The sequence below is a fragment of the Lentzea albida genome (genome assembly GCF_900111005.1).
In the GTDB taxonomy this organism is placed as follows: Bacteria; Actinomycetota; Actinomycetes; order Mycobacteriales; family Pseudonocardiaceae; genus Lentzea; species Lentzea albida.
In genome coordinates this window covers 122,917-140,228 of sequence record NZ_FOFV01000020.1, presented here as the reverse complement: position 1 = coordinate 140,228, position 17,312 = coordinate 122,917, and the positions used below count along the sequence as shown (strand labels likewise).

The following is a 17,312-nucleotide window of genomic DNA, read 5'->3' as shown; positions in this document are numbered from 1 at the left end:
ACCTGTGGGTAAGTTTGCCCGACGACGAAGCGCAGGTCTCTACGGTCGCCACCGAAGGAACACCGACACCTTCGACCTGAGGTCCTCTCGGTACCGAAGGCAGGGAGTGGACAGCGATGACATCTCCACTACTCGGCAGGGACGCGGAACTCGCGACTCTCGGACGCCTGCTCGACGACGCGGTCGCGGGAACCGGCTCGTGCGTCGTCGTCACCGGCGGGTTCGGCATCGGCAAGACGGCGGTGCTCGACGCGCTCGCCGCCGAGGCCCGCGACCGCGGCTTCGCCGTCCGCCTGGCCAAGAGCGCGCGTCTGGAGAGCCACCTCCCCGGCGCCGTCGTGCGCCAGCTCGCGCCGTGCCTCGCGAACGAGCACGACCTCGAGGAGCTGTACGCGCGCGCCGCGAACTCCGCCCGCAAGGCGCCGATCCTGATGGTCGTCGACGACGTGCACGTCGCCGACACCTTCTCCAAGCGCGCCCTCGCCTACCTGCGTCCCCGGTTGCGGCACATGCCGGTCGTCATCGCACTCGGCGCGTCCCAGGGATATCTGGCCACGGACGAGGTCACGCTGCCCGAGATCGCCGGCTCCCACCCGAACCGCCTCGACCTCGACGGCCTCGACGTCGCCGCCGTCGGCGTCCTCACCGAGCACCTCCCCGGCCGCGACCCGAAGCGCTGTCACGAGCTCACGGGAGGCAACCCCTACCTGCTGCAAGCCCTGCTGCGCGAGGAAGGCGAGGGATCGGCGTCCGTCGGCGAGCTGATCGGCATGCGGCTGCGCGAGTACGCGGGAGCCGCCGAGGTGGCGCGCTCCGCGGCCGTCCTGGACTCCGACGCCGGCATCGAACTGCTGTCCGCGCTCACCGGTTTCGACGCGCTGCCCGCCGTGGACACGCTCGTCCGGCTCGGCGTGCTCGCCGACACCGACCCGCTGACGTTCCGGTATCCGTTCGTGCGCAACAGCATTCTCGCCGACATGCCGATCGCGGTCCGGTCCGCCGCGCACGCCCGCGCCGCCTGGCTGCTGTTCGAGTCGGACGCGCCGCACGAGCGCGTCGCCGAGCACGTGCTGAAGGCCAGATCCGTGCGCTTGCCTTGGGCCGTCGGCCTGTTGCGCGAGGCCGGCGGCGTGGAGCACCTGGAACGAGCGCTGGAGGAACACCTGTCCGAACAGGACAGGCTCGCGATCGAGGTCCAGCTCGGACACACGGAACACCTGCAGGACAACGCGTCCGGGCGCGACCGGGTGCGCGACGCGTTGATGCGGTGCGAGGACCCGCACCTGTCCGCGGACGTCGCGCTGGCGTTGATCCGGCGCATGTGCACGGGCACGGACGCGCACTTCGCCGTCTCGCTCGCGATCATGGTCGTCGCCCGGCTGCTGCCGGAGGACCGCGACATGGTCTGGAACCTCGTCTGCACCACCTACCTGCTGGCCGCCAACCGCGACGCGCGCATGGCCAACTGCGCCGGCAAGTACTTCGACGACCTCGTCGGCGAGACCCCGCAGGCCCCCGACCTCCAGCGCGCCCGGTCGGCGTTGCTCGCCATCGGCCACGCGCGCAGCGGTGACTCCTACGCCGAAGCCGTCGGGCACGCGCTCGAAGCCCTCGAGGGCGACTGGGTCGACGTGTTCGGCGAGCCCTACGCGTTCACGTTCCTGCTGCCGGTCCTCGTCGACAACCCCGAGCACATCACCAAGTTCTGGCTCTCGCACAGCACCGCGCCGGTCTCGCACGACCCGCACCTGCGCCGCGGGACGCTCAGCATGATCGCCCGCGCCTCCGCGTTCCACAACAGCGGCGACCTGGCGCGCGCGTACACGTTCCTGACGCCACCGGTGTCGACCGGCAGCGCGGACTGCCCCGCCGTCGTGCTCGCGACCGCGAAGCTGGCCGAGGTGTGCATCGAGATGGGGCAGTTCGACGAGGCCGCCCCGCTCGTCGCCGAGGACGGGAACCTGCTGCAGCACATCAACGTCGTCTACGCCCGCGGCCGGCTCAAGCTCGCGTCGTGCCACGCGGAGGGCGGGCTCGAGGACCTGCTGGAGGCGGGCAGGCGCCTCGCCGCGCGCGAGATGCCCAATCCGGCGCTGGTCCCGTGGCGTCATCACGCCGTGCGCGCCTACCTGGCGCTGGGAAACCGCGACGACGCGGCACGGCTCGCGCACGAGGAACTCGACCTGGCCAAGCGGTGGGGATCGCCGAGGGTGGTCGGGACGGCGTTGATGAGCGTCGGCATCAGCACCGACGACGTCGACGTCCTCGCCGAGGCGGAACACCTCCTCGCCTCGACACCGCACCGGCTGCTGCACGCCCAGTCGTCGTACTGGCTCGGGCACCACCTGCGCCGCAAGGGCCGTGCCGACGCGACCGAGCACCTGCAGCGGTCGTTCGAGCTGGCCCGGCACCTGAGCGCGCACCCGCTGGCCAAGCTCGCGGGCGACGAGGTCCGCGACGGGGACGACCAGGTGCAGGGCCTCACCAAGCAGGAGAACCGGGTCGCGCGGATGGCGGTGCAGGGCCTCACGAACCGGCAGATCGCCGAAGCCCTGCACCTCACCCGGCGCACCGTGGAGCTGCACCTGTCGAGCGCCTACCGCAAGCTCGGCATCGCGGGACGGGCCGAGCTCGTCGCCGCCCTGTGGTCCTGAGCTCTAGCCGAGCTGGGACGCCTCGCGCGCGAGGGTCTCGATGCGGTCCCAGTCGCCGGCCTGGAGCGCGTCCTTGGGCGCGAGCCACGAGCCGCCGACGCAGCCGACGTTCGGCAGCGCGAGGTAGTTCGGCGCGCTCTTCGGCGTGATGCTGCCGGTCGGGCAGAACCGGATGTGCGGGATCGGCCCGCCGATCGACTTGAGGTAGTCGACCCCGCCCGCCGCCTCGGCCGGGAAGAACTTGAGCGCGTCGAGCCCGCGCTCGGCCAGCCGCATCACCTCGGACACCGTCGCCGCGCCCGGCAGGTACGGCAGCCCGGTCGCGTCGGCGGCGTCGAGCACGCGGTCGGTGGTGCCGGGGGTGACGAGGAACGCCGCTCCGGCCTTGGCCGCCTGCTCGGCGTGCTCCGGCGCCGTGACGGTGCCCGCGCCGATCACGATCTCCGGCACCTCGCGCGCGACGTTCTCGATCGCGGCGAGCGCGGCGGGCGTGCGCAGCGTGAGCTCGATGACGCGGACGCCACCGCGCAGCAGCGCCTGGGCGAGCGGCACCGCGTGGTCGGCGTCGTCGACCACGACGACGGGGATGACGGGCGAGAGCGCGAGCAGGTCGGCTCCGGTGGTCGCGCCGTGGGTCACTGGTCAACTCCTTGATCGAAAACCGATGTATCGCATACTGGCCGGCCGCCTGCTGGTGGCGTCTGGCGTTGGTGGGCGGCGTCCGCGGGTGGCCGGTGGGCCGCCGCCCGGTGGGTGAGTCCGTCGACTTCGTCGTCGGCCGGGCTCGCCACGTCTGTGCGACGAGGTCGTCGCGGGAAGCCCGCCGCCGCAGCTGACGCGACGACTTCGTCGCCCCACCGCGCCTGAGCGGCGAGCCCGTCGGGTTCGTCGTCCCGCAACCGCGTGGGGCGAAGGCGACGACTTCGTCGTGCCATCCCCCGCAGGGCAAGCGTGACGACTTCGTCGTTCCGCCACTCCGGAGCGAAAGCCCGACGACTTCGTCGTCCTGCCACCCCGCGGCGGGTGACGACTTCGTCGCCTCACCACCTGGACGGCAAGCGTGACGACTTCGTCGTCCTACCGTCCTGCGGGGCGAGCCCGAAGACTTCGTCGCCCCACGTCCCGCGCGGCGAGCCCGTCGACTTCGTCGTCCACGGTCCCACCTGCTCACCAGCAGGTCAGCAGCGCCCACGACCAATATATTGGCCGCGCCGCCCCCGACTAGTGGTGTGTGACCGGCGCGAAGTGGTCGGCCGTGATGGGACCGAACACCGTCGCCCCGCGGTCGGCCGGCCCGACGCTGCGGCGCAACGCGCCGAACAGCTCCCGTCCGGTGCCCATCCACTCGCGGCTGGTCGGCGGGAAGTCCACCAGGGGCCGGGTCGCGAGCTCCTCCGCCGGCACCCGCACCTCGAGCGTCCCGGCCGTGGCGTCCAGCCGCACGACGTCGCCGTCGCGGACGCGGCCGAGCGGGCCGCCGACCGCCGCCTCCGGGGTCAGTTGGATGGCCGCCGGGATCTTGCCCGACGCGCCGGACATGCGGCCGTCGGTCACGAGCCCGACCTTGTAGCCGCGGTCCATCAGCACGCCGAGCGGCGGGGTGAGCTTGTGGAGTTCGGGCATGCCGTTGGCCTGGGGGCCCTGCTGGCGGACGACGACGACCACGTCGCGGTCGAGTTCGCCCGCCTTGAAGGCCTCCTGGAACGCCTCCTGGGTGGTGAAGACGCGGGCCGGGGCCTCGACGACGTGGTTCTCGTGCGCCACGGCCGAGACCTTGATGACCGCGCGGCCGAGGTTGCCGGAGAGCATGCGCAGGCCGCCGTCGGAGGCGAACGGGTCGGTGGCCGGGCGCAGGACGTCGAGGTCGAGCGAGCGGCCGGGGCCGTCGACCCAGGTGAGTTCGCCGTCGACGAGCTTCGGTTCCTGGCGGTAGCGGTCGAGGCCGTGGCCGGCGACCGTGGTGACGTCGCCGTGGAGCAGGCCCGAGTCCAGCAGGGTGCCGACGACGAACTGGACGCCGCCCGCCGCCTGGAAGTGGTTGATGTCGGCGCTGCCGTTCGGGTAGACCCGCGCGATCAGCGGCACGACGGACGACAGGTCCGAGAAGTCGTCCCAGCTCAGCTCGATGCCCGCGGCCGCGGCGATGGCGACGAGGTGCATCGTGTGGTTCGTGGAGCCGCCGGTGGCCAGCAGGGCCACGACGCCGTTCACGACGGCCTTCTCGTCGACGACGTGCGCGATCGGGGTGTAACCCTCGCCCTTGGCCATCTCGACGGCGCGGCGGCCCGCGTACTCGGTCAGGGCGCGGCGGAGCGCGGTCCCCGGCGGCACGAACGAGGCGCCGGGCAGGTGCAGGCCCATGACCTCGACGACCATCTGGTTCGAGTTCGCGGTGCCGTAGAACGTGCAGGTGCCGGGGGAGTGGTACGAGGCGGCCTCGGCCTCCAGCAGGTCGTCGCGCGACGCCTTGCCCTCCGCGTAGAGCTGCCGGACGCGGGCCTTCTCCTTGTTCGACAGGCCCGACTCCATCGGGCCCGCGGGCACCAGGATCGACGGCAGGTGCCCGAACGACAGCGCGCCGATCAGCAGGCCCGGCACGATCTTGTCGCACACGCCCAGCAGCAGGGCGGAGTCGAACATCTCGTGCGACAGGGCGACGGCGGTCGACATCGCGATGACGTCACGGCTGAACAGCGACAGCTCCATGCCGTCACGGCCCTGCGTGACGCCGTCGCACATCGCGGGAACGCCGCCCGCGAACTGGGACACGCCGCCGGCGGTGCGCACCGCGTCCTTGATCCAGGCCGGGTACTCCTGGAACGGCTGGTGGGCCGACAGCATGTCGTTGTAGGACGACACGATCGCGACGTTGGACCTGCGCAGCGCGCGCAGCGCCGCCTTGTCGCCGCCGGTGATTCCGGCGAAGCCGTGCGCCAGGTTGCTGCACGCGAAGCCGGACCGGGACGTTCCGTCCTGCGCGGCGGCGGCCACGCGCTCGAGGTAGGCGCGGCGGGAGTCGGCGCTTCGAGCGGCGATCCGGCGCGTCACCTCGGTCAGAACAGGATGCAGTTCGGTCATGGGGGTCTCCGGGTCATCACGGGCCGTGGTGGGGCCCTCACGAGACGACAACGGTGGCGTCCCACGGACGGGCGTGACGCCACACACAGTAAGTCATGGCTGGTCGCAGACACAAAAACGATTCAGTAAGTGGGAGGGGGCCAGTTTTGAATCTTGGCGTGTGGTGCTTGTCACATGGCTTGAGATTGGGCAGAGTGCGGGGCACGACCTTGGAACGGAGGTGTCCCATGAACTCCACGGAGATCGTCGAGCTGCGCCGGGTCATCGGTCAGATGCGGCACGCCGTCAGCAACCTGCGCGCCAGGTATGGCGACGTGGCGGCCGTGCAACGGCTGGCCAACGACGTAGAGCGCATGGACATCGACGCCACCGAACTCGTCGACCTGAGCACCCCGAGGCAGCGCGAAGCGCCTCAAGTGGAACGCGAGGTCGTGGTCGTGCCCGACACGCCCTACGACGAGTCGCTCTGGAAGGACGCGGACGACGAAGGACTCGGTGGGTACCGGCACCGGACCTGACCCAGCCCGAACTCACGGCCCTCGCAGTCAGCGGGGGCCGTTACGCGTTTCCTCCACAACGACGTGGACCCCCGGAAAGGTGACCAATGGCGAGGGCAGAGATCGCCGCCAGGACTCTGCGCACGGACCGATGGTGGCTGCCACCGCTGACGACGTTCGTCGGCCTGCTGCTCATCTCGATCTACGCGGCGTTCCGCACGTTCCAGGGGAACTACTACTGGGTCGACGAGTACCACTACCTGACGCCCATGTACTCGCCCTGTCTCACCGAGGAGTGCATCCCGGCGGCATCGCACTTCGGTCAGTGGTTCCCGGCGCTGCCGGGCTTCCTGACCCCGCCGCTGCTGATCATCCCGTTCCTGCTCGGCTTCCGGATCACCTGCTACTACTACCGCAAGGCCTACTACCGCGCGGCCTGGGCGTCGCCGCCCGCGTGCGCCGTGGCCGAGCCGCACAGCAAGTACACCGGTGAGACCCGGTTCCCGCTCATCGCGCAGAACCTGCACCGGTACTTCTTCTACGCGGCCTCGATCCTGTTGCTGGTCAACATCTACGACGCGGTCTCGGCGTTCAGCACCGGCCTGGGCCTGGGCAACATCATCCTGCTGGTGAACGTGGGCCTGCTCGCCGCGTACACGCTGAGCTGCCACTCGTGCCGCCACATCGCGGGCGGGCGGCTCAAGCACTTCTCCAAGCACCCCGTCCGCTACTGGACGTGGACGCAGATCTCCAAGCTGAACAACCGGCACATGCAGCTCGCCTGGGCTTCGCTGATCTTCGTCTGCCTCACGGACCTGTACGTCGCCCTGGTCGCCTCGGAAACGATCTCCGACCTCCGCTTCATCAACTAGGAGTGGTTTTGCCCGAGCTGGAAAGGCATTCGTTCGACGTTCTCGTCATCGGCGCGGGTGGTGCCGGTCTGCGAGCCGCGATCGAGGCCCGTGAGCACGGCCTGCGCACCGCCGTCCTCTGCAAGTCGTTGTTCGGCAAGGCCCACACCGTCATGGCCGAGGGCGGCATCGCCGCCGCCATGGGCAACGCGAACGAGAGCGACAACTGGCAGGTCCACTTCCGCGACACCATGCGCGGCGGCAAGTTCCTCAACAACTGGCGCATGGCCGAGCTGCACGCACAGGAGGCGCCGCAACGGGTCTGGGAGCTCGAGACCTACGGCGCGCTGTTCGACCGCACCAAGGACGGCCGGATCTCGCAGCGCAACTTCGGCGGCCACGAGTACCCGCGCCTCGCCCACGTCGGCGACCGCACCGGCCTCGAACTGATCCGCACGCTGCAGCAGAAGATCGTGTCGTTGCAGCAGGACGACTTCAAGGAGTTCGGCGACTACGAGGCACGCCTGCGGGTGTTCCAGGAGTTCACCGTCACCGAGCTCGCGAAGGACGGGGACAGGATCGCCGGCGCGTTCGGCTACTGGCGCGAGTCCGGCCGGTTCGTGCTCTTCGAGGCGCCCGCGGTGATCCTCGCGACCGGCGGCATCGGCAAGTCGTTCAAGGTCACCTCGAACTCCTGGGAGTACACCGGCGACGGCCACGCGCTCGCGATGCGCGCCGGGGCCTCGCTGATCAACATGGAGTTCATCCAGTTCCACCCCACGGGGATGGTCTGGCCGCCGTCGGTGAAGGGCATCCTCGTCACCGAGTCGGTCCGCGGTGACGGCGGCGTGCTGCGCAACTCCGACGGCAAGCGGTTCATGTTCGACTACATCCCCGAGGTGTTCAAGGACAAGTACGCGGACAACGAGGAGGAGGCCGACCGCTGGTACACCGACCAGGCGAACAACCGGCGCCCGCCGGAGCTGCTGCCACGGGACGAGGTCGCCCGTGCGATCAACTCCGAGGTCAAGGCGGACAGGGGATCACCCCACGGCGGCGTCTTCCTCGACGTGTCCACACGTCTGCCCGCCGAGGAGATCCGCCGCCGGCTGCCGTCCATGCACCACCAGTTCAAGGAACTGGCCGACGTGGACATCACCGCGCAGCCGATGGAGGTCGGCCCGACCTGCCACTACGTGATGGGCGGCGTCGAGGTCGACCCGGACACCGGTTCCTCCTCCGTGGCAGGGCTCTACGCGGCCGGTGAGGTCTCCGGCGGCATGCACGGCTCGAACCGGCTGGGCGGCAACTCGCTGTCCGACCTGCTGGTGTTCGGCCGGCGAGCGGGTGCGGGAGCGGCGGAGTACGTGCTGGCGCTGAAGGACCGTCCCGTCGTCGCCGAGGACATCGTCACCGAGGCACGGGCCACGGCGCTCAAACCGTTCCAGCAGGAGGGCGGTGAGAACCCGTACACGCTGCACATGGAGCTGCAGCAGTCGATGAACGACCTCGTCGGCATCATCCGCCGCGCCGGGGAGATGGAAGAGGCGTTGCAGCGGCTGGAGAAGCTCAAGGAACGCGCGCGGTCGCTCACCGTCGAGGGCCACCAGCAGTTCAACCCCGGCTGGCACCTGGCGCTCGACCTGCGCAACATGCTGCTCGTGTCGGAGTGCGTGGCGAAGGCGGCGTTGCTGCGCACCGAGTCCCGCGGCGGCCACACCCGCGACGACCACCCGTCGATGGACGCGGAGTGGCGGCGGAAGCTGCTGGTGTGCACGGCTTCCGGCGACGGCGTCAGCGTCGTGGAGAAGCCGCAGATCCCGATCCGGTCCGACCTGCTGGACCTGTTCGACCGCACCGAACTGGAGAAGTACCTCACCTCCGAGGAGTTGTCATGAGCTACCAGGGGAAGTTCCGGGTGTGGCGCGGTGACGACTCCGGCGGCGCGCTGGAGGACTTCACCGTCGAGGTCAACGAGGGTGAGGTCGTGCTCGACATCATCCACCGGCTGCAGGCCACGCAGGCGCCGGACCTCGCGGTGCGGTGGAACTGCAAGGCGGGCAAGTGCGGCTCGTGCTCGGCGGAGATCAACGGGCGCCCGCGCCTGCTGTGCATGACCCGCATGTCGGTCTTCGAGGAGTCGGAGACGATCACGGTCACGCCGATGCGGACGTTCCCGATCATCCGCGACCTCGTGACCGACGTGTCCTTCAACTACACCAAGGCGCGCGAGGTCCCGTCGTTCGCGCCGCCGAAGGACCTGGCGCCGGGCGAGTACCGGATGCAGCAGGTCGACGTCGAGCGCTCGCAGGAGTTCCGCAAGTGCATCGAGTGCTTCCTGTGCCAGAACACCTGCCACGTGGTGCGTGACCACGAGGAGAACAAGGAGGCGTTCTCGGGGCCGCGGTTCCTCATGCGCGTCGCCGAACTGGAGATGCACCCGCTCGACACCGCGGACCGCGTCGACCAGGCGCAGGACCAGCACGGTCTCGGGCTGTGCAACATCACCAAGTGCTGCACCGAGGTGTGCCCCGAGCACATCCACATCACCGACAACGCGCTCATCCCGATGAAGGAGCGCGTCGCCGACCGCAAGTACGACCCGATCGTCTGGCTGGGCAACAAGCTCTTCAGGCGGTCCTAGCGACACCCTGCGGCACGACCAGCCGGGACTCGTACGCCATCACCACGGCCTGGGCCCGGCTGGTCAGCCGCAGCTTCGTCATGACGCGGTTGAGGTGCGTCTTCACCGTGCCCTCGGTGACCGACAGCCGGGCCGCGATCGCCGTGTTCGTCAGCCCCGTGCCGACGAGCCGCAGCACCTCGCGTTCGCGGTCCGTGAGTTCTTCCAGCCCGACCGAACGCCACGGCGACGCGTCGGAGTCGCCTCTCAGGTAGGCCGCCACGAGCCTGCGCATCACCGTGGGGCTGAACTGCATCTCCCCGGACGCGACTGCCTTGATCGCGGCGATCAGCCTGGCCGGCTCGGACTCCTTCAGCACGAACCCTGCCGCGCCCAGCCGCAACGCCTCGTGGACGTGCTCGTCCAGGTCGAACGTGGTGAGCACCAGCACCCGCGCGGACGTCGCCACGCGGGCGAGCGCGGCCAGCCCCGGCAGGCGGATGTCCAGCAGGACCACGTCCGGCCGCGACGACTCGGCGAGCGCGGCGGCGGTGTCGCCGTCCCCGGCCTCGCCGACGACGGTCAGACCGGGTGAAGCGTTGAGCAACGCGACCAGACCCGCACGGAACAACGGCTGGTCGTCGACCACAAGCACGCGCGTCACGATGCCCCTCATCCATGTGACGTCACCGCGGAAGGTCCCCCACCAGGAGCGTACCGCGAAAGTTGAGGGGAGATCCACTCCCCGTGGGACGACCCGGTTCCGCTGCCGCGGCTACGTTCCGCTGCATGCGCACCGCATCGGCCGACCTGCTCGCCGTCCGCACGGTCACCGTGGACGGCTCGGACGTCTGGCTCCGCGTCACCGACAGCCCGGTCGACCTGGAGATCCGGTGGTGCCGCGACGAACGGGTCGCGGGCTCCCCCGTGCTGTTCCCGGCGGGCGACCGCTCGCGCAGGCTGCTCGGCGCGAACTTCCCGGCCGGCACCACCTTCTGCCTCGACGTCGTGGGGGAGTCCGGGCAGGACTGGAGCGGTGTCGTCGACTGGAACGTCTGACAAGCGAAAGGGGCGTGTCCGGAGTGGACACGCCCCTGTACCGCGGGAACCGTCAGGCGTTGGCGTCGCTGGTGAGCACCAGCATCTCGGCCTTGTCGTCCTCGCGGTGGATGACCTTCTTGTTGCGGCGGTTGCGCTTCTCGAGGTAGTTCGCGAACCACGTGAGCAACAGGCACAGTCCGATGTAGATCAGGGCGACCACGATCATCACCGAGATCATCGGACGGCCGAAGTTCACCGCGTCACCACCGATGCGCGTGCCCCACCGCAGCAGTTCCTCGAACGTGATGAGGAAGCCGAGCGCGGTGTCCTTCAGCAGCACGACGAGCTGGCTGATGATGGTCGGCAGCATCGCCCGCAGCGCCTGCGGCAGCAGCACGAACGTCATCACCTGCGTCTTGCGCATGCCCAGGGCGTACGCGGCCTCGGACTGCCCCTTCGGCAGCGAGTTGATGCCCGCGCGGAAGATCTCCGCGAGCACCGAGCCGTTGTACAGCATCAGGCTGACCACGACCGCCGTGAACGCGCTCAGCTTCACCCCGGCCACGGGAAGGCCGTAGTAGAAGAAGAACATCATGATCACGAGTGGGATGGCGCGGAAGATCTCGACGATCACCGCGGCGGGACCGCGCACCCAGGCGTGGTCGGAGAGCCGGGCCGCCGCGAAGATCGCGCCGAACGCCAGTGCGAGCACCGCGCCGACGCCGAACGCCGACAGCGTGTTGCCGATCGCCTCGACGAGCGACAGCTGGATCTGCTTGTAGTTGATCCAGTCGAGCCTGCGGGCGGTGAACTGGTCGGTCGCGATGAACCGCATGACGACGTACGCGATCGCGGCGAGCGCCGCGGCGATGCCGACGACGGCCATGATCTTGTGACGGACGCGGGCCTTCGGGCCGGGGACGTCGAACAGCACCATGCTCATCGGGCCACGCTCCACCGCTTCTCGAAGACCTGCTGGACGTACGTCAGCGGCATCACCAGGACGACGAAGCCGATCGCCACCCAGAGGAGTCCGAACAGGACGTTGTCACCCTGCTCCGACAGCGCGTCGCGGATCGAACCGGCCTGGGGGACGGCGAAGCCGGACGCGACCGTCGTGTTCTTCAGCAACGCGATCATGGTGCTCGTCATCGGCGGCACCACCGAGCGCAACGCCTGCGGCAGCACCACGTTGCCGAGCATCTGCGTGAACGTGAGACCGAGCGCGCGGGAGGCCTCGGCCTGCCCGACCGGCACGGTGTTGATGCCCGAGCGCACGACCTCGCAGACGAAGGCCGCGGTGTAGAGCGACAACGCGGTCACGGCCGCGGTGTAGGGCTCGATCTTCACGATCTCCAGGAGCGGGTACGCGAAGAGGAAGAACACGAACACCAGCGTCAGCGGCGTGTTGCGCAGCACCGTCACGTAGGTCGCCCCGATGCCCCGGAACACCGGGACCGGGCTGACCCGCAGCGCGGCGAGGAGCGTGCCCAGCACCAGCGACAGCACCGCGGAGATCGCGAAGAGCTGCAGGGTCTGGCCGAAAAGCCGCAGGAAGAGATCTAGGTTGTTGGTGAGGACGCTCATCGGTTTCCTTGCCGTCCGTCCGCCTTCAAAGGAACGGCCGGTGGACCCACGTGGGATCCACCGGCCACGTGATCAGCCGTCAGTAGCGGTCGATCGTCGGCTTCTGGGCCGCCGAACCCGACTTGCCGAGCGTGCCGTCGTAGATCTTCTGCCAGTCGCCACCGTCGAGCGCGGCCTGCAGGATGTCGTTCACCTTGTCGCGCAGGGCCTTGTCGTCCTTGGGCAGGCCGATGCCGTACGGCTCGCTGGAGAACGTCTTGCCGACGACCTTCAGCTTGCCCTCCTCGGCGGCCGCGTAGCCCTTGAGGATCGCGTCGTCCGTGGTGACCGCGTCGACCTCACCGTTGAGCAGCTTCGTGACGCACTGCGAGTAGCCCTGGAACTCGAGGATGTTCTCGGGCTCGGTGTAGCCGTTGTCGCGGATCTTCTTGATCGGCGTGGAGCCGGTGACCGAGCAGACCTTCTTGCCCTTGAGGGTCTCCGGGCCGGTGATCGACGAGTCGTCCTTCTTCACCAGCAGGTCCTGGCCGGCGACGAAGTACGGGCCCGCGAACGCGACCTTCTCCTTGCGGCCCGCGTTGATCGTGTAGGTGCCGACGTAGTAGTCGACGTCACCGTTGATCAGCGCCTGCTCGCGCGCGGCGGACTGGATCGTCTTGAACTGGATCTTCTCGGGGTCGAAGCCCAGCTTCGCCGAGACCAGTCGCGCGATGTCGATGTCGAAGCCGGTGTACTTGTTGGTCGTCGGGTCCTTGTAGCCCAGACCCGGCTGGTCTTCCTTCACACCGACGATCAGCGAGCCACGAGACTTGATCTTCTCGAACGTGGGCGAGCCGTCGACCTTGACGTCCTTGGCGACCTCGAACAGACCGGCGGGCGCGGCGCCCTGGTCGGCCGGGCTGCCTTCCTTGCCACACGCGGTCAGGGCCAGTGCGCCCGTGAGCAGCACCGCCGCAAGGGTGCGAACCCTCATCGTCCTTCTCCTGCCATTCGTTCGAAAGTGGGCTGACTACTAGTGAGTCAGGATCTTGCCAAGGAAGTCCTTCGCGCGGTTGGACTTCGGGGCCGAGAAGAACTCTTCCGGGGTCGAGTCCTCGACGACCTCGCCGTCGGACATGAAGATCACCCGGTCCGCGGCCTTGCGGGCGAAGCCCATCTCGTGCGTGACGACGAGCATCGTCATGCCGTCCTTTGCGAGGCCCGTCATGACGTCCAGGACCTCCTGGACCATCTCGGGGTCGAGCGCCGAGGTCGGTTCGTCGAACAGCATCACCTTCGGCTTCATGGCGAGCGCACGGGCGATCGCCGCGCGCTGCTGCTGCCCACCGGAGAGCTGAGCCGGGAACTTGTCGGCCTGGTTCGCGATCCCGACCCGCTCCAGCAGTTCCATCGCGGTCCTGCGGGCGTCGGCGGCCGGGGTCTTGCGGACCTTCACCGGAGCGAGCATCACGTTCTCGACGATGGTCTTGTGCGCGAACAGGTTGAAGGACTGGAACACCATGCCGACGTCGGCACGGAGTCGGGCCAGTTCTTTTCCTTCGGCGGGAAGCGGCTGCCCGTCGACCTCGATGACGCCGGAATCGATCGGCTCGAGGCGGTTGATGGTCCGGCACAGGGTCGACTTACCGGAACCCGACGGCCCCAGCACGACCACGACCTGCCCCTTCGGCACTTCCAGCTGCACGTTCTTGAGCACGTGCAACGGGCCGAAGAACTTGTCCACACCCGCCACGCGAATCATCGGCGGTGCAGAGGCGGCAGTCATCCAGTCCTCCATTTGGGGTCGTCGGCGTTGGCGGAAACCTAGGTGTCCGCCACCACACCAGTCCAGGACATTGAGCAAGACTTAGGGTCTCAACTCTGTCACAGGCAGACATCGGTTGCCCGGGAGGTAGCGAAAGTGCGCGTGCTGCTCGTCGAGGACGACGACAGGGTCGCCGAGGCCTTGGTCCCCGCCCTGACCAGGCGGGGTTTCCACGTGGACCGGCAGGCCACTGGCCGCGGCACGCTCGACCGCCTCGCCGGCGTCGACGTGGTGCTGCTCGACCTCGGCCTGCCCGACATGGACGGCGTGACGCTGTGCCGTGCCATCAGGGCCGCCTCGGACGTCGCGATCATCGTGGTGTCCGCGCGCGGCGAGATCGACGACCGGATCCTCGGCCTGCACGCCGGGGCCGACGACTACCTGGTCAAGCCCTACGACGTGGGTGAGCTGGTCGCCCGCGTGCACGCCGTCCGCCGCCGGCGCGGCGCCGATCCCGTGGGGGTGGGCGCGGCGTCGACGGAGGTGTTCGAGACCGGCGACGTGCGCGTCGACCTGGGACGCCACGAGGTCACGGTGGCCGGGGAGTCGGTCGCTCTGTCGCGCAAGGAGTTCCAGGTGCTCGCACTGGTGATGGCGGCCGGTGGCGCTGTGTGCACGCGCGAGCGCATCCTCGCCGAGGTGTGGGGCCGCACGTGGTCCGGCGCGAACCGGACGCTGGACGTGCACGTGGCGACGTTGCGGACCAAGCTCGGCAGGCCCGCGTTGCTGGAGACCGTGCGCGGCGTCGGCTACCGGCTGGGGCAGGTGTGATCTCGATTGGGTGATCTTGGGTCGGCGTGTCGTGATCGGGTGGGGTGAGGGCCTGTGAGGTCCCGGTTGCTGGGCGTGGTGCTCGCCCTCGTCGTGCTGGTCCTGGTGGGTCTCGGCGTGCCGCTGGGCCGCAACGTGGCGGCCGCGGAGCAGCAGGAGATGTTCCTCGACCGGCTCACCGACACCAGCCGGTTCGCCTCGCTGGCCGCGCGGCCGCTGATCGACGACAAGCCCGACCTGCTGCGGCCCGAGCTGCAGCGCTACGACGAGCTCTACGACATCGGCGTGGCCGTCGTGGCGCGCGACGCCCCGACGGTGCCGCTGGTGTCGTCGCGCAACGACCTCGCGCTCGGCGAGAGCGGCGTGCAGGACCTGGTCAGCAAGGCCCTGGCCGGGCGGCTGCCGGAAGCGCCGACGCTGTTCATGCCCTGGGACGAGACGCGGCTCGTGCTCGCCGAACCCGTCCTGGTCGACGGCGAGGTGCGCGGCGCGGTGATCACGTTCTCGCCGACGGCGAAGACCCGCTTCGAGGTGCTCGCCTGGTGGGCGTTGCTGCTCGCGGCGAGCCTGCTGGTGCTCGCGCTGGCGGTGCTGCTGGCGCTGCCGGTGGTGCGCTGGACGATGCGCCCGGTGCAGGCGCTCGACGACGCGACGGGCAAGCTGCTCGCGGCGGTGGTGTCGGGCCGTCCGGTGCCGCCGGTCGGCGCGGAGAGCGGGCCGCCGGAACTGCGGCAGCTCAGCCGCTCCTTCGACCAGATGGCCGCGAACGTGAGCGATGTGCTCGCGTCCCAGCGGGCGTTCGTCGCGGACGCCTCGCACCAGCTGCGCAACCCGTTGACCGCCCTGAAACTCCGTCTGTCCAACCTGGAGGGTCACGTCGACTCCGAGGCGGAGGTGCACCAGGTCGAGGCGCTGAGCGAGACCGACCGCCTCAACCGCATCCTCGACGAGCTGCTCGCCATGGCGCGCGCCGAGTCGAGCTCCGTCGACCCGGTGCCGGTCGACGTCGACAGGTCCGTGGCGGCACGGCTGTCGGCGTGGCAGTCGGCCGCGGCGGCGAAGGACGTGCACCTCGTGCTGGACGGGCAGAAGGTCGGCATGGTCCTGGCCCCGCCGCGCGGCGTCGAGACGATCCTGGACGCGTTGCTGGACAACGCGCTGAAGTTCACCCCGGAGGGCACGCTGATCGTCGTCGACGCCCGCAAGGCCGACGGCGTCGTGCGGCTCTCCGTCGCCGACGGCGGGCCCGGGCTGCAGCCGGACGAGCTGGAACGGGCCACCGACCGGTTCTGGCGCAGCCCGGCGCACCAGAACGTGCCCGGATCCGGGCTGGGGCTCTCGATCGTGCGGCTGGTCGTGGAACGCGTCGACGGCGTCGTGCGGCTGGAGTCCCCGCAGGACGGTGGCCTGAAGGTCGTGGTGGAACTGCCCGCGATCTAGGTCTCAGACCTTGGCTTCGCGGTAGTAGCGCATCGCGCCGTTGTGCAGCGGCACCGGTGACGTCTCGATGGCGGACCGCTGCTCTATGGTGCGGGCCGCCGAGTGCGCCTTCACGAGCTCCGGCTGGCCGTCGAACAGCTGCCGCACCAGCGCTTCGGCGACGTCGTCGGGCATCTTCTCGTTGACGAGCAGGAAGTTGCGCACGACGAGCGTGATGACCGGCCCGACCGGGTCGGACTGGAGGTTGTAGGTCGACGCGGGCAGCGTCGCCGACCCGTAGACGGGCTTCTCCTGGCGGAACTTCGGCAGCACGTCGCTCAGGTCGAGCATCCGCACGCCGAGGCCCTTGGTGAGGTCCGTGATGGCCAGGGTGGGCAACCCTCCCGACCAGAAGAACGCATCCAGCCTGCCCTCCCGCATCGCCTGCGCCGAGTCGTCGAGGTTGAGGTTGACCGCCTGCGGGGTGACGCCCGCCGACTTGAGCAGCTCGCTCGCGATGATCTCGACGCCGGACTCCCGCCCGCCGATCGACACGCGCAGCCCGGACAGGTCGCGCAGCTTCGTCACGGGAAGGTCGGCGCGCACGATGACCTGCAGGTAGTCGTCGTGCATGCGGGCCAACGCGCGCAGCTTGCCGGAGCCCTCGACGCCTTCGAGCGCGTCCGCCTGCGAGAAACCGACCTGCGCCTGGTCGTTGATCAGCCGGGTGACGTTGTCCTTGGACCCGGCGGTGGCGACGACCTGGGGCTTCGCGATGCCGAGCCGCCCGCTCCAGATGTCCGCGAGACCCCGGCCGAGCGAGTAGTAGACCCCGCCGGGACTGCCGGTGGCCATCGTGATCTTGATGTCCGACACCGTGCTGCTACAGCCCGTCAGGACCGTTGCGGCGGTCAACAGGCTCACGGCGGCATGCACTCGTCCCAGCACCAGCGCATCGTGCCACGGGGGTGGGCGGTGCTTGCACCC

16 protein-coding genes are annotated in these 17,312 nt (G+C 69.5%); 8 read left to right on the top strand and 8 right to left on the bottom strand.

Annotation, left to right across the window (positions count from 1 at the left end; translation table 11 throughout):
• Positions 1-116 precede the first annotated feature (116 nt).
• Positions 117-2,654, top strand: a complete 2,538-nt coding sequence (locus BMY74_RS36765) for a helix-turn-helix transcriptional regulator (protein WP_089924266.1) — start codon at positions 117-119, stop codon at positions 2,652-2,654.
• Positions 2,655-2,657: 3 nt separating this feature from the next.
• Here the strand turns inward: BMY74_RS36765 and eda are convergent, their stop codons facing one another.
• Together eda and edd are read right to left on the bottom strand one after the other, a co-directional pair.
• The gene (eda, locus tag BMY74_RS36760; protein ID WP_245786560.1) at positions 2,658-3,293 is read right to left on the bottom strand and encodes a bifunctional 4-hydroxy-2-oxoglutarate aldolase/2-dehydro-3-deoxy-phosphogluconate aldolase; all 636 of its coding nucleotides are present in this window, start codon (positions 3,291-3,293) and stop codon (positions 2,658-2,660) included.
• A 582-nt stretch (positions 3,294-3,875) separates the two neighbouring features.
• Positions 3,876-5,732 carry a phosphogluconate dehydratase gene (gene edd, locus BMY74_RS36755; RefSeq protein ID WP_177230099.1) on the bottom strand — a complete coding sequence of 619 codons (1,857 nt, stop codon included), beginning with the start codon at positions 5,730-5,732 and terminating at the stop codon, positions 3,876-3,878.
• Positions 5,733-5,959: 227 nt separating this feature from the next.
• Here edd and BMY74_RS36750 point away from each other — a divergent pair, with 227 nt between their 5' ends.
• The 4 genes from BMY74_RS36750 to BMY74_RS36735 all read left to right on the top strand — a co-directional run bounded on the left by BMY74_RS36750 (position 5,960) and on the right by BMY74_RS36735 (position 9,724).
• Positions 5,960-6,250 carry a hypothetical protein gene (locus BMY74_RS36750; protein WP_089924263.1) on the top strand — a complete coding sequence of 97 codons (291 nt, stop codon included), beginning with the start codon at positions 5,960-5,962 and terminating at the stop codon, positions 6,248-6,250.
• An 86-nt stretch (positions 6,251-6,336) separates the two neighbouring features.
• Positions 6,337-7,101 carry a hypothetical protein gene (locus BMY74_RS36745; protein ID WP_089924259.1) on the top strand — a complete coding sequence of 255 codons (765 nt, stop codon included), beginning with the start codon at positions 6,337-6,339 and terminating at the stop codon, positions 7,099-7,101.
• Positions 7,102-7,109: 8 nt separating this feature from the next.
• Positions 7,110-8,978 carry a fumarate reductase/succinate dehydrogenase flavoprotein subunit gene (locus tag BMY74_RS36740; RefSeq protein WP_089924447.1) on the top strand — a complete coding sequence of 623 codons (1,869 nt, stop codon included), beginning with the start codon at positions 7,110-7,112 and terminating at the stop codon, positions 8,976-8,978.
• Positions 8,975-9,724: a succinate dehydrogenase/fumarate reductase iron-sulfur subunit gene (locus BMY74_RS36735; protein WP_089924256.1), complete on the top strand. Its 750-nt coding sequence runs from the start codon at positions 8,975-8,977 to the stop codon at positions 9,722-9,724. Before BMY74_RS36740 ends, BMY74_RS36735 begins: the two co-directional genes overlap by 4 nt.
• Here the strand turns inward: BMY74_RS36735 and BMY74_RS36730 are convergent.
• Positions 9,711-10,367, bottom strand: coding sequence for a response regulator (locus BMY74_RS36730; RefSeq protein WP_089924443.1), 657 nt, complete (start codon positions 10,365-10,367; stop codon positions 9,711-9,713). The genes BMY74_RS36735 and BMY74_RS36730 overlap by 14 nt on opposite strands.
• A gap of 125 nt (positions 10,368-10,492) precedes the next feature.
• Between BMY74_RS36730 and BMY74_RS36725 the strand changes: the two genes are divergently transcribed.
• A complete protein-coding gene (locus BMY74_RS36725) occupies positions 10,493-10,762 on the top strand; it encodes a hypothetical protein (RefSeq protein WP_089924253.1) in 270 nt (89 codons plus the stop codon).
• 52 nt (positions 10,763-10,814) lie between these two features.
• Here BMY74_RS36725 and BMY74_RS36720 read toward each other — a convergent pair whose 3' ends face one another.
• From BMY74_RS36720 to BMY74_RS36705, 4 genes are all read right to left on the bottom strand, one after another.
• Positions 10,815-11,687 carry an amino acid ABC transporter permease gene (locus BMY74_RS36720; RefSeq protein WP_089924439.1) on the bottom strand — a complete coding sequence of 291 codons (873 nt, stop codon included), beginning with the start codon at positions 11,685-11,687 and terminating at the stop codon, positions 10,815-10,817.
• Positions 11,684-12,331 (bottom strand): amino acid ABC transporter permease, encoded by a 648-nt coding sequence (locus BMY74_RS36715; RefSeq protein ID WP_089924248.1) that lies wholly within the window; start codon positions 12,329-12,331, stop codon positions 11,684-11,686. Before BMY74_RS36715 ends, BMY74_RS36720 begins: the two co-directional genes overlap by 4 nt.
• A 79-nt stretch (positions 12,332-12,410) precedes the next feature.
• Positions 12,411-13,304, bottom strand: coding sequence for a glutamate ABC transporter substrate-binding protein (locus BMY74_RS36710; protein ID WP_089924244.1), 894 nt, complete (start codon positions 13,302-13,304; stop codon positions 12,411-12,413).
• A gap of 39 nt (positions 13,305-13,343) precedes the next feature.
• Positions 13,344-14,072: an amino acid ABC transporter ATP-binding protein gene (locus BMY74_RS36705; RefSeq protein WP_177230107.1), complete on the bottom strand. Its 729-nt coding sequence runs from the start codon at positions 14,070-14,072 to the stop codon at positions 13,344-13,346.
• A 159-nt stretch (positions 14,073-14,231) separates the two neighbouring features.
• Here BMY74_RS36705 and BMY74_RS36700 point away from each other — a divergent pair, with 159 nt between their 5' ends.
• Both BMY74_RS36700 and BMY74_RS36695 read left to right on the top strand, forming a co-directional pair.
• Positions 14,232-14,906 (top strand): response regulator transcription factor, encoded by a 675-nt coding sequence (locus BMY74_RS36700; RefSeq protein ID WP_089924238.1) that lies wholly within the window; start codon positions 14,232-14,234, stop codon positions 14,904-14,906.
• Positions 14,907-14,960: 54 nt separating this feature from the next.
• A complete protein-coding gene (locus BMY74_RS36695; protein ID WP_089924232.1) occupies positions 14,961-16,346 on the top strand; it encodes a sensor histidine kinase in 1,386 nt (461 codons plus the stop codon).
• Positions 16,347-16,349: 3 nt separating this feature from the next.
• Here the strand turns inward: BMY74_RS36695 and BMY74_RS36690 are convergent, their stop codons facing one another.
• Positions 16,350-17,273: a TAXI family TRAP transporter solute-binding subunit gene (locus BMY74_RS36690; RefSeq protein WP_245786559.1), complete on the bottom strand. Its 924-nt coding sequence runs from the start codon at positions 17,271-17,273 to the stop codon at positions 16,350-16,352.
• Positions 17,274-17,312: the final 39 nt, after the last annotated feature.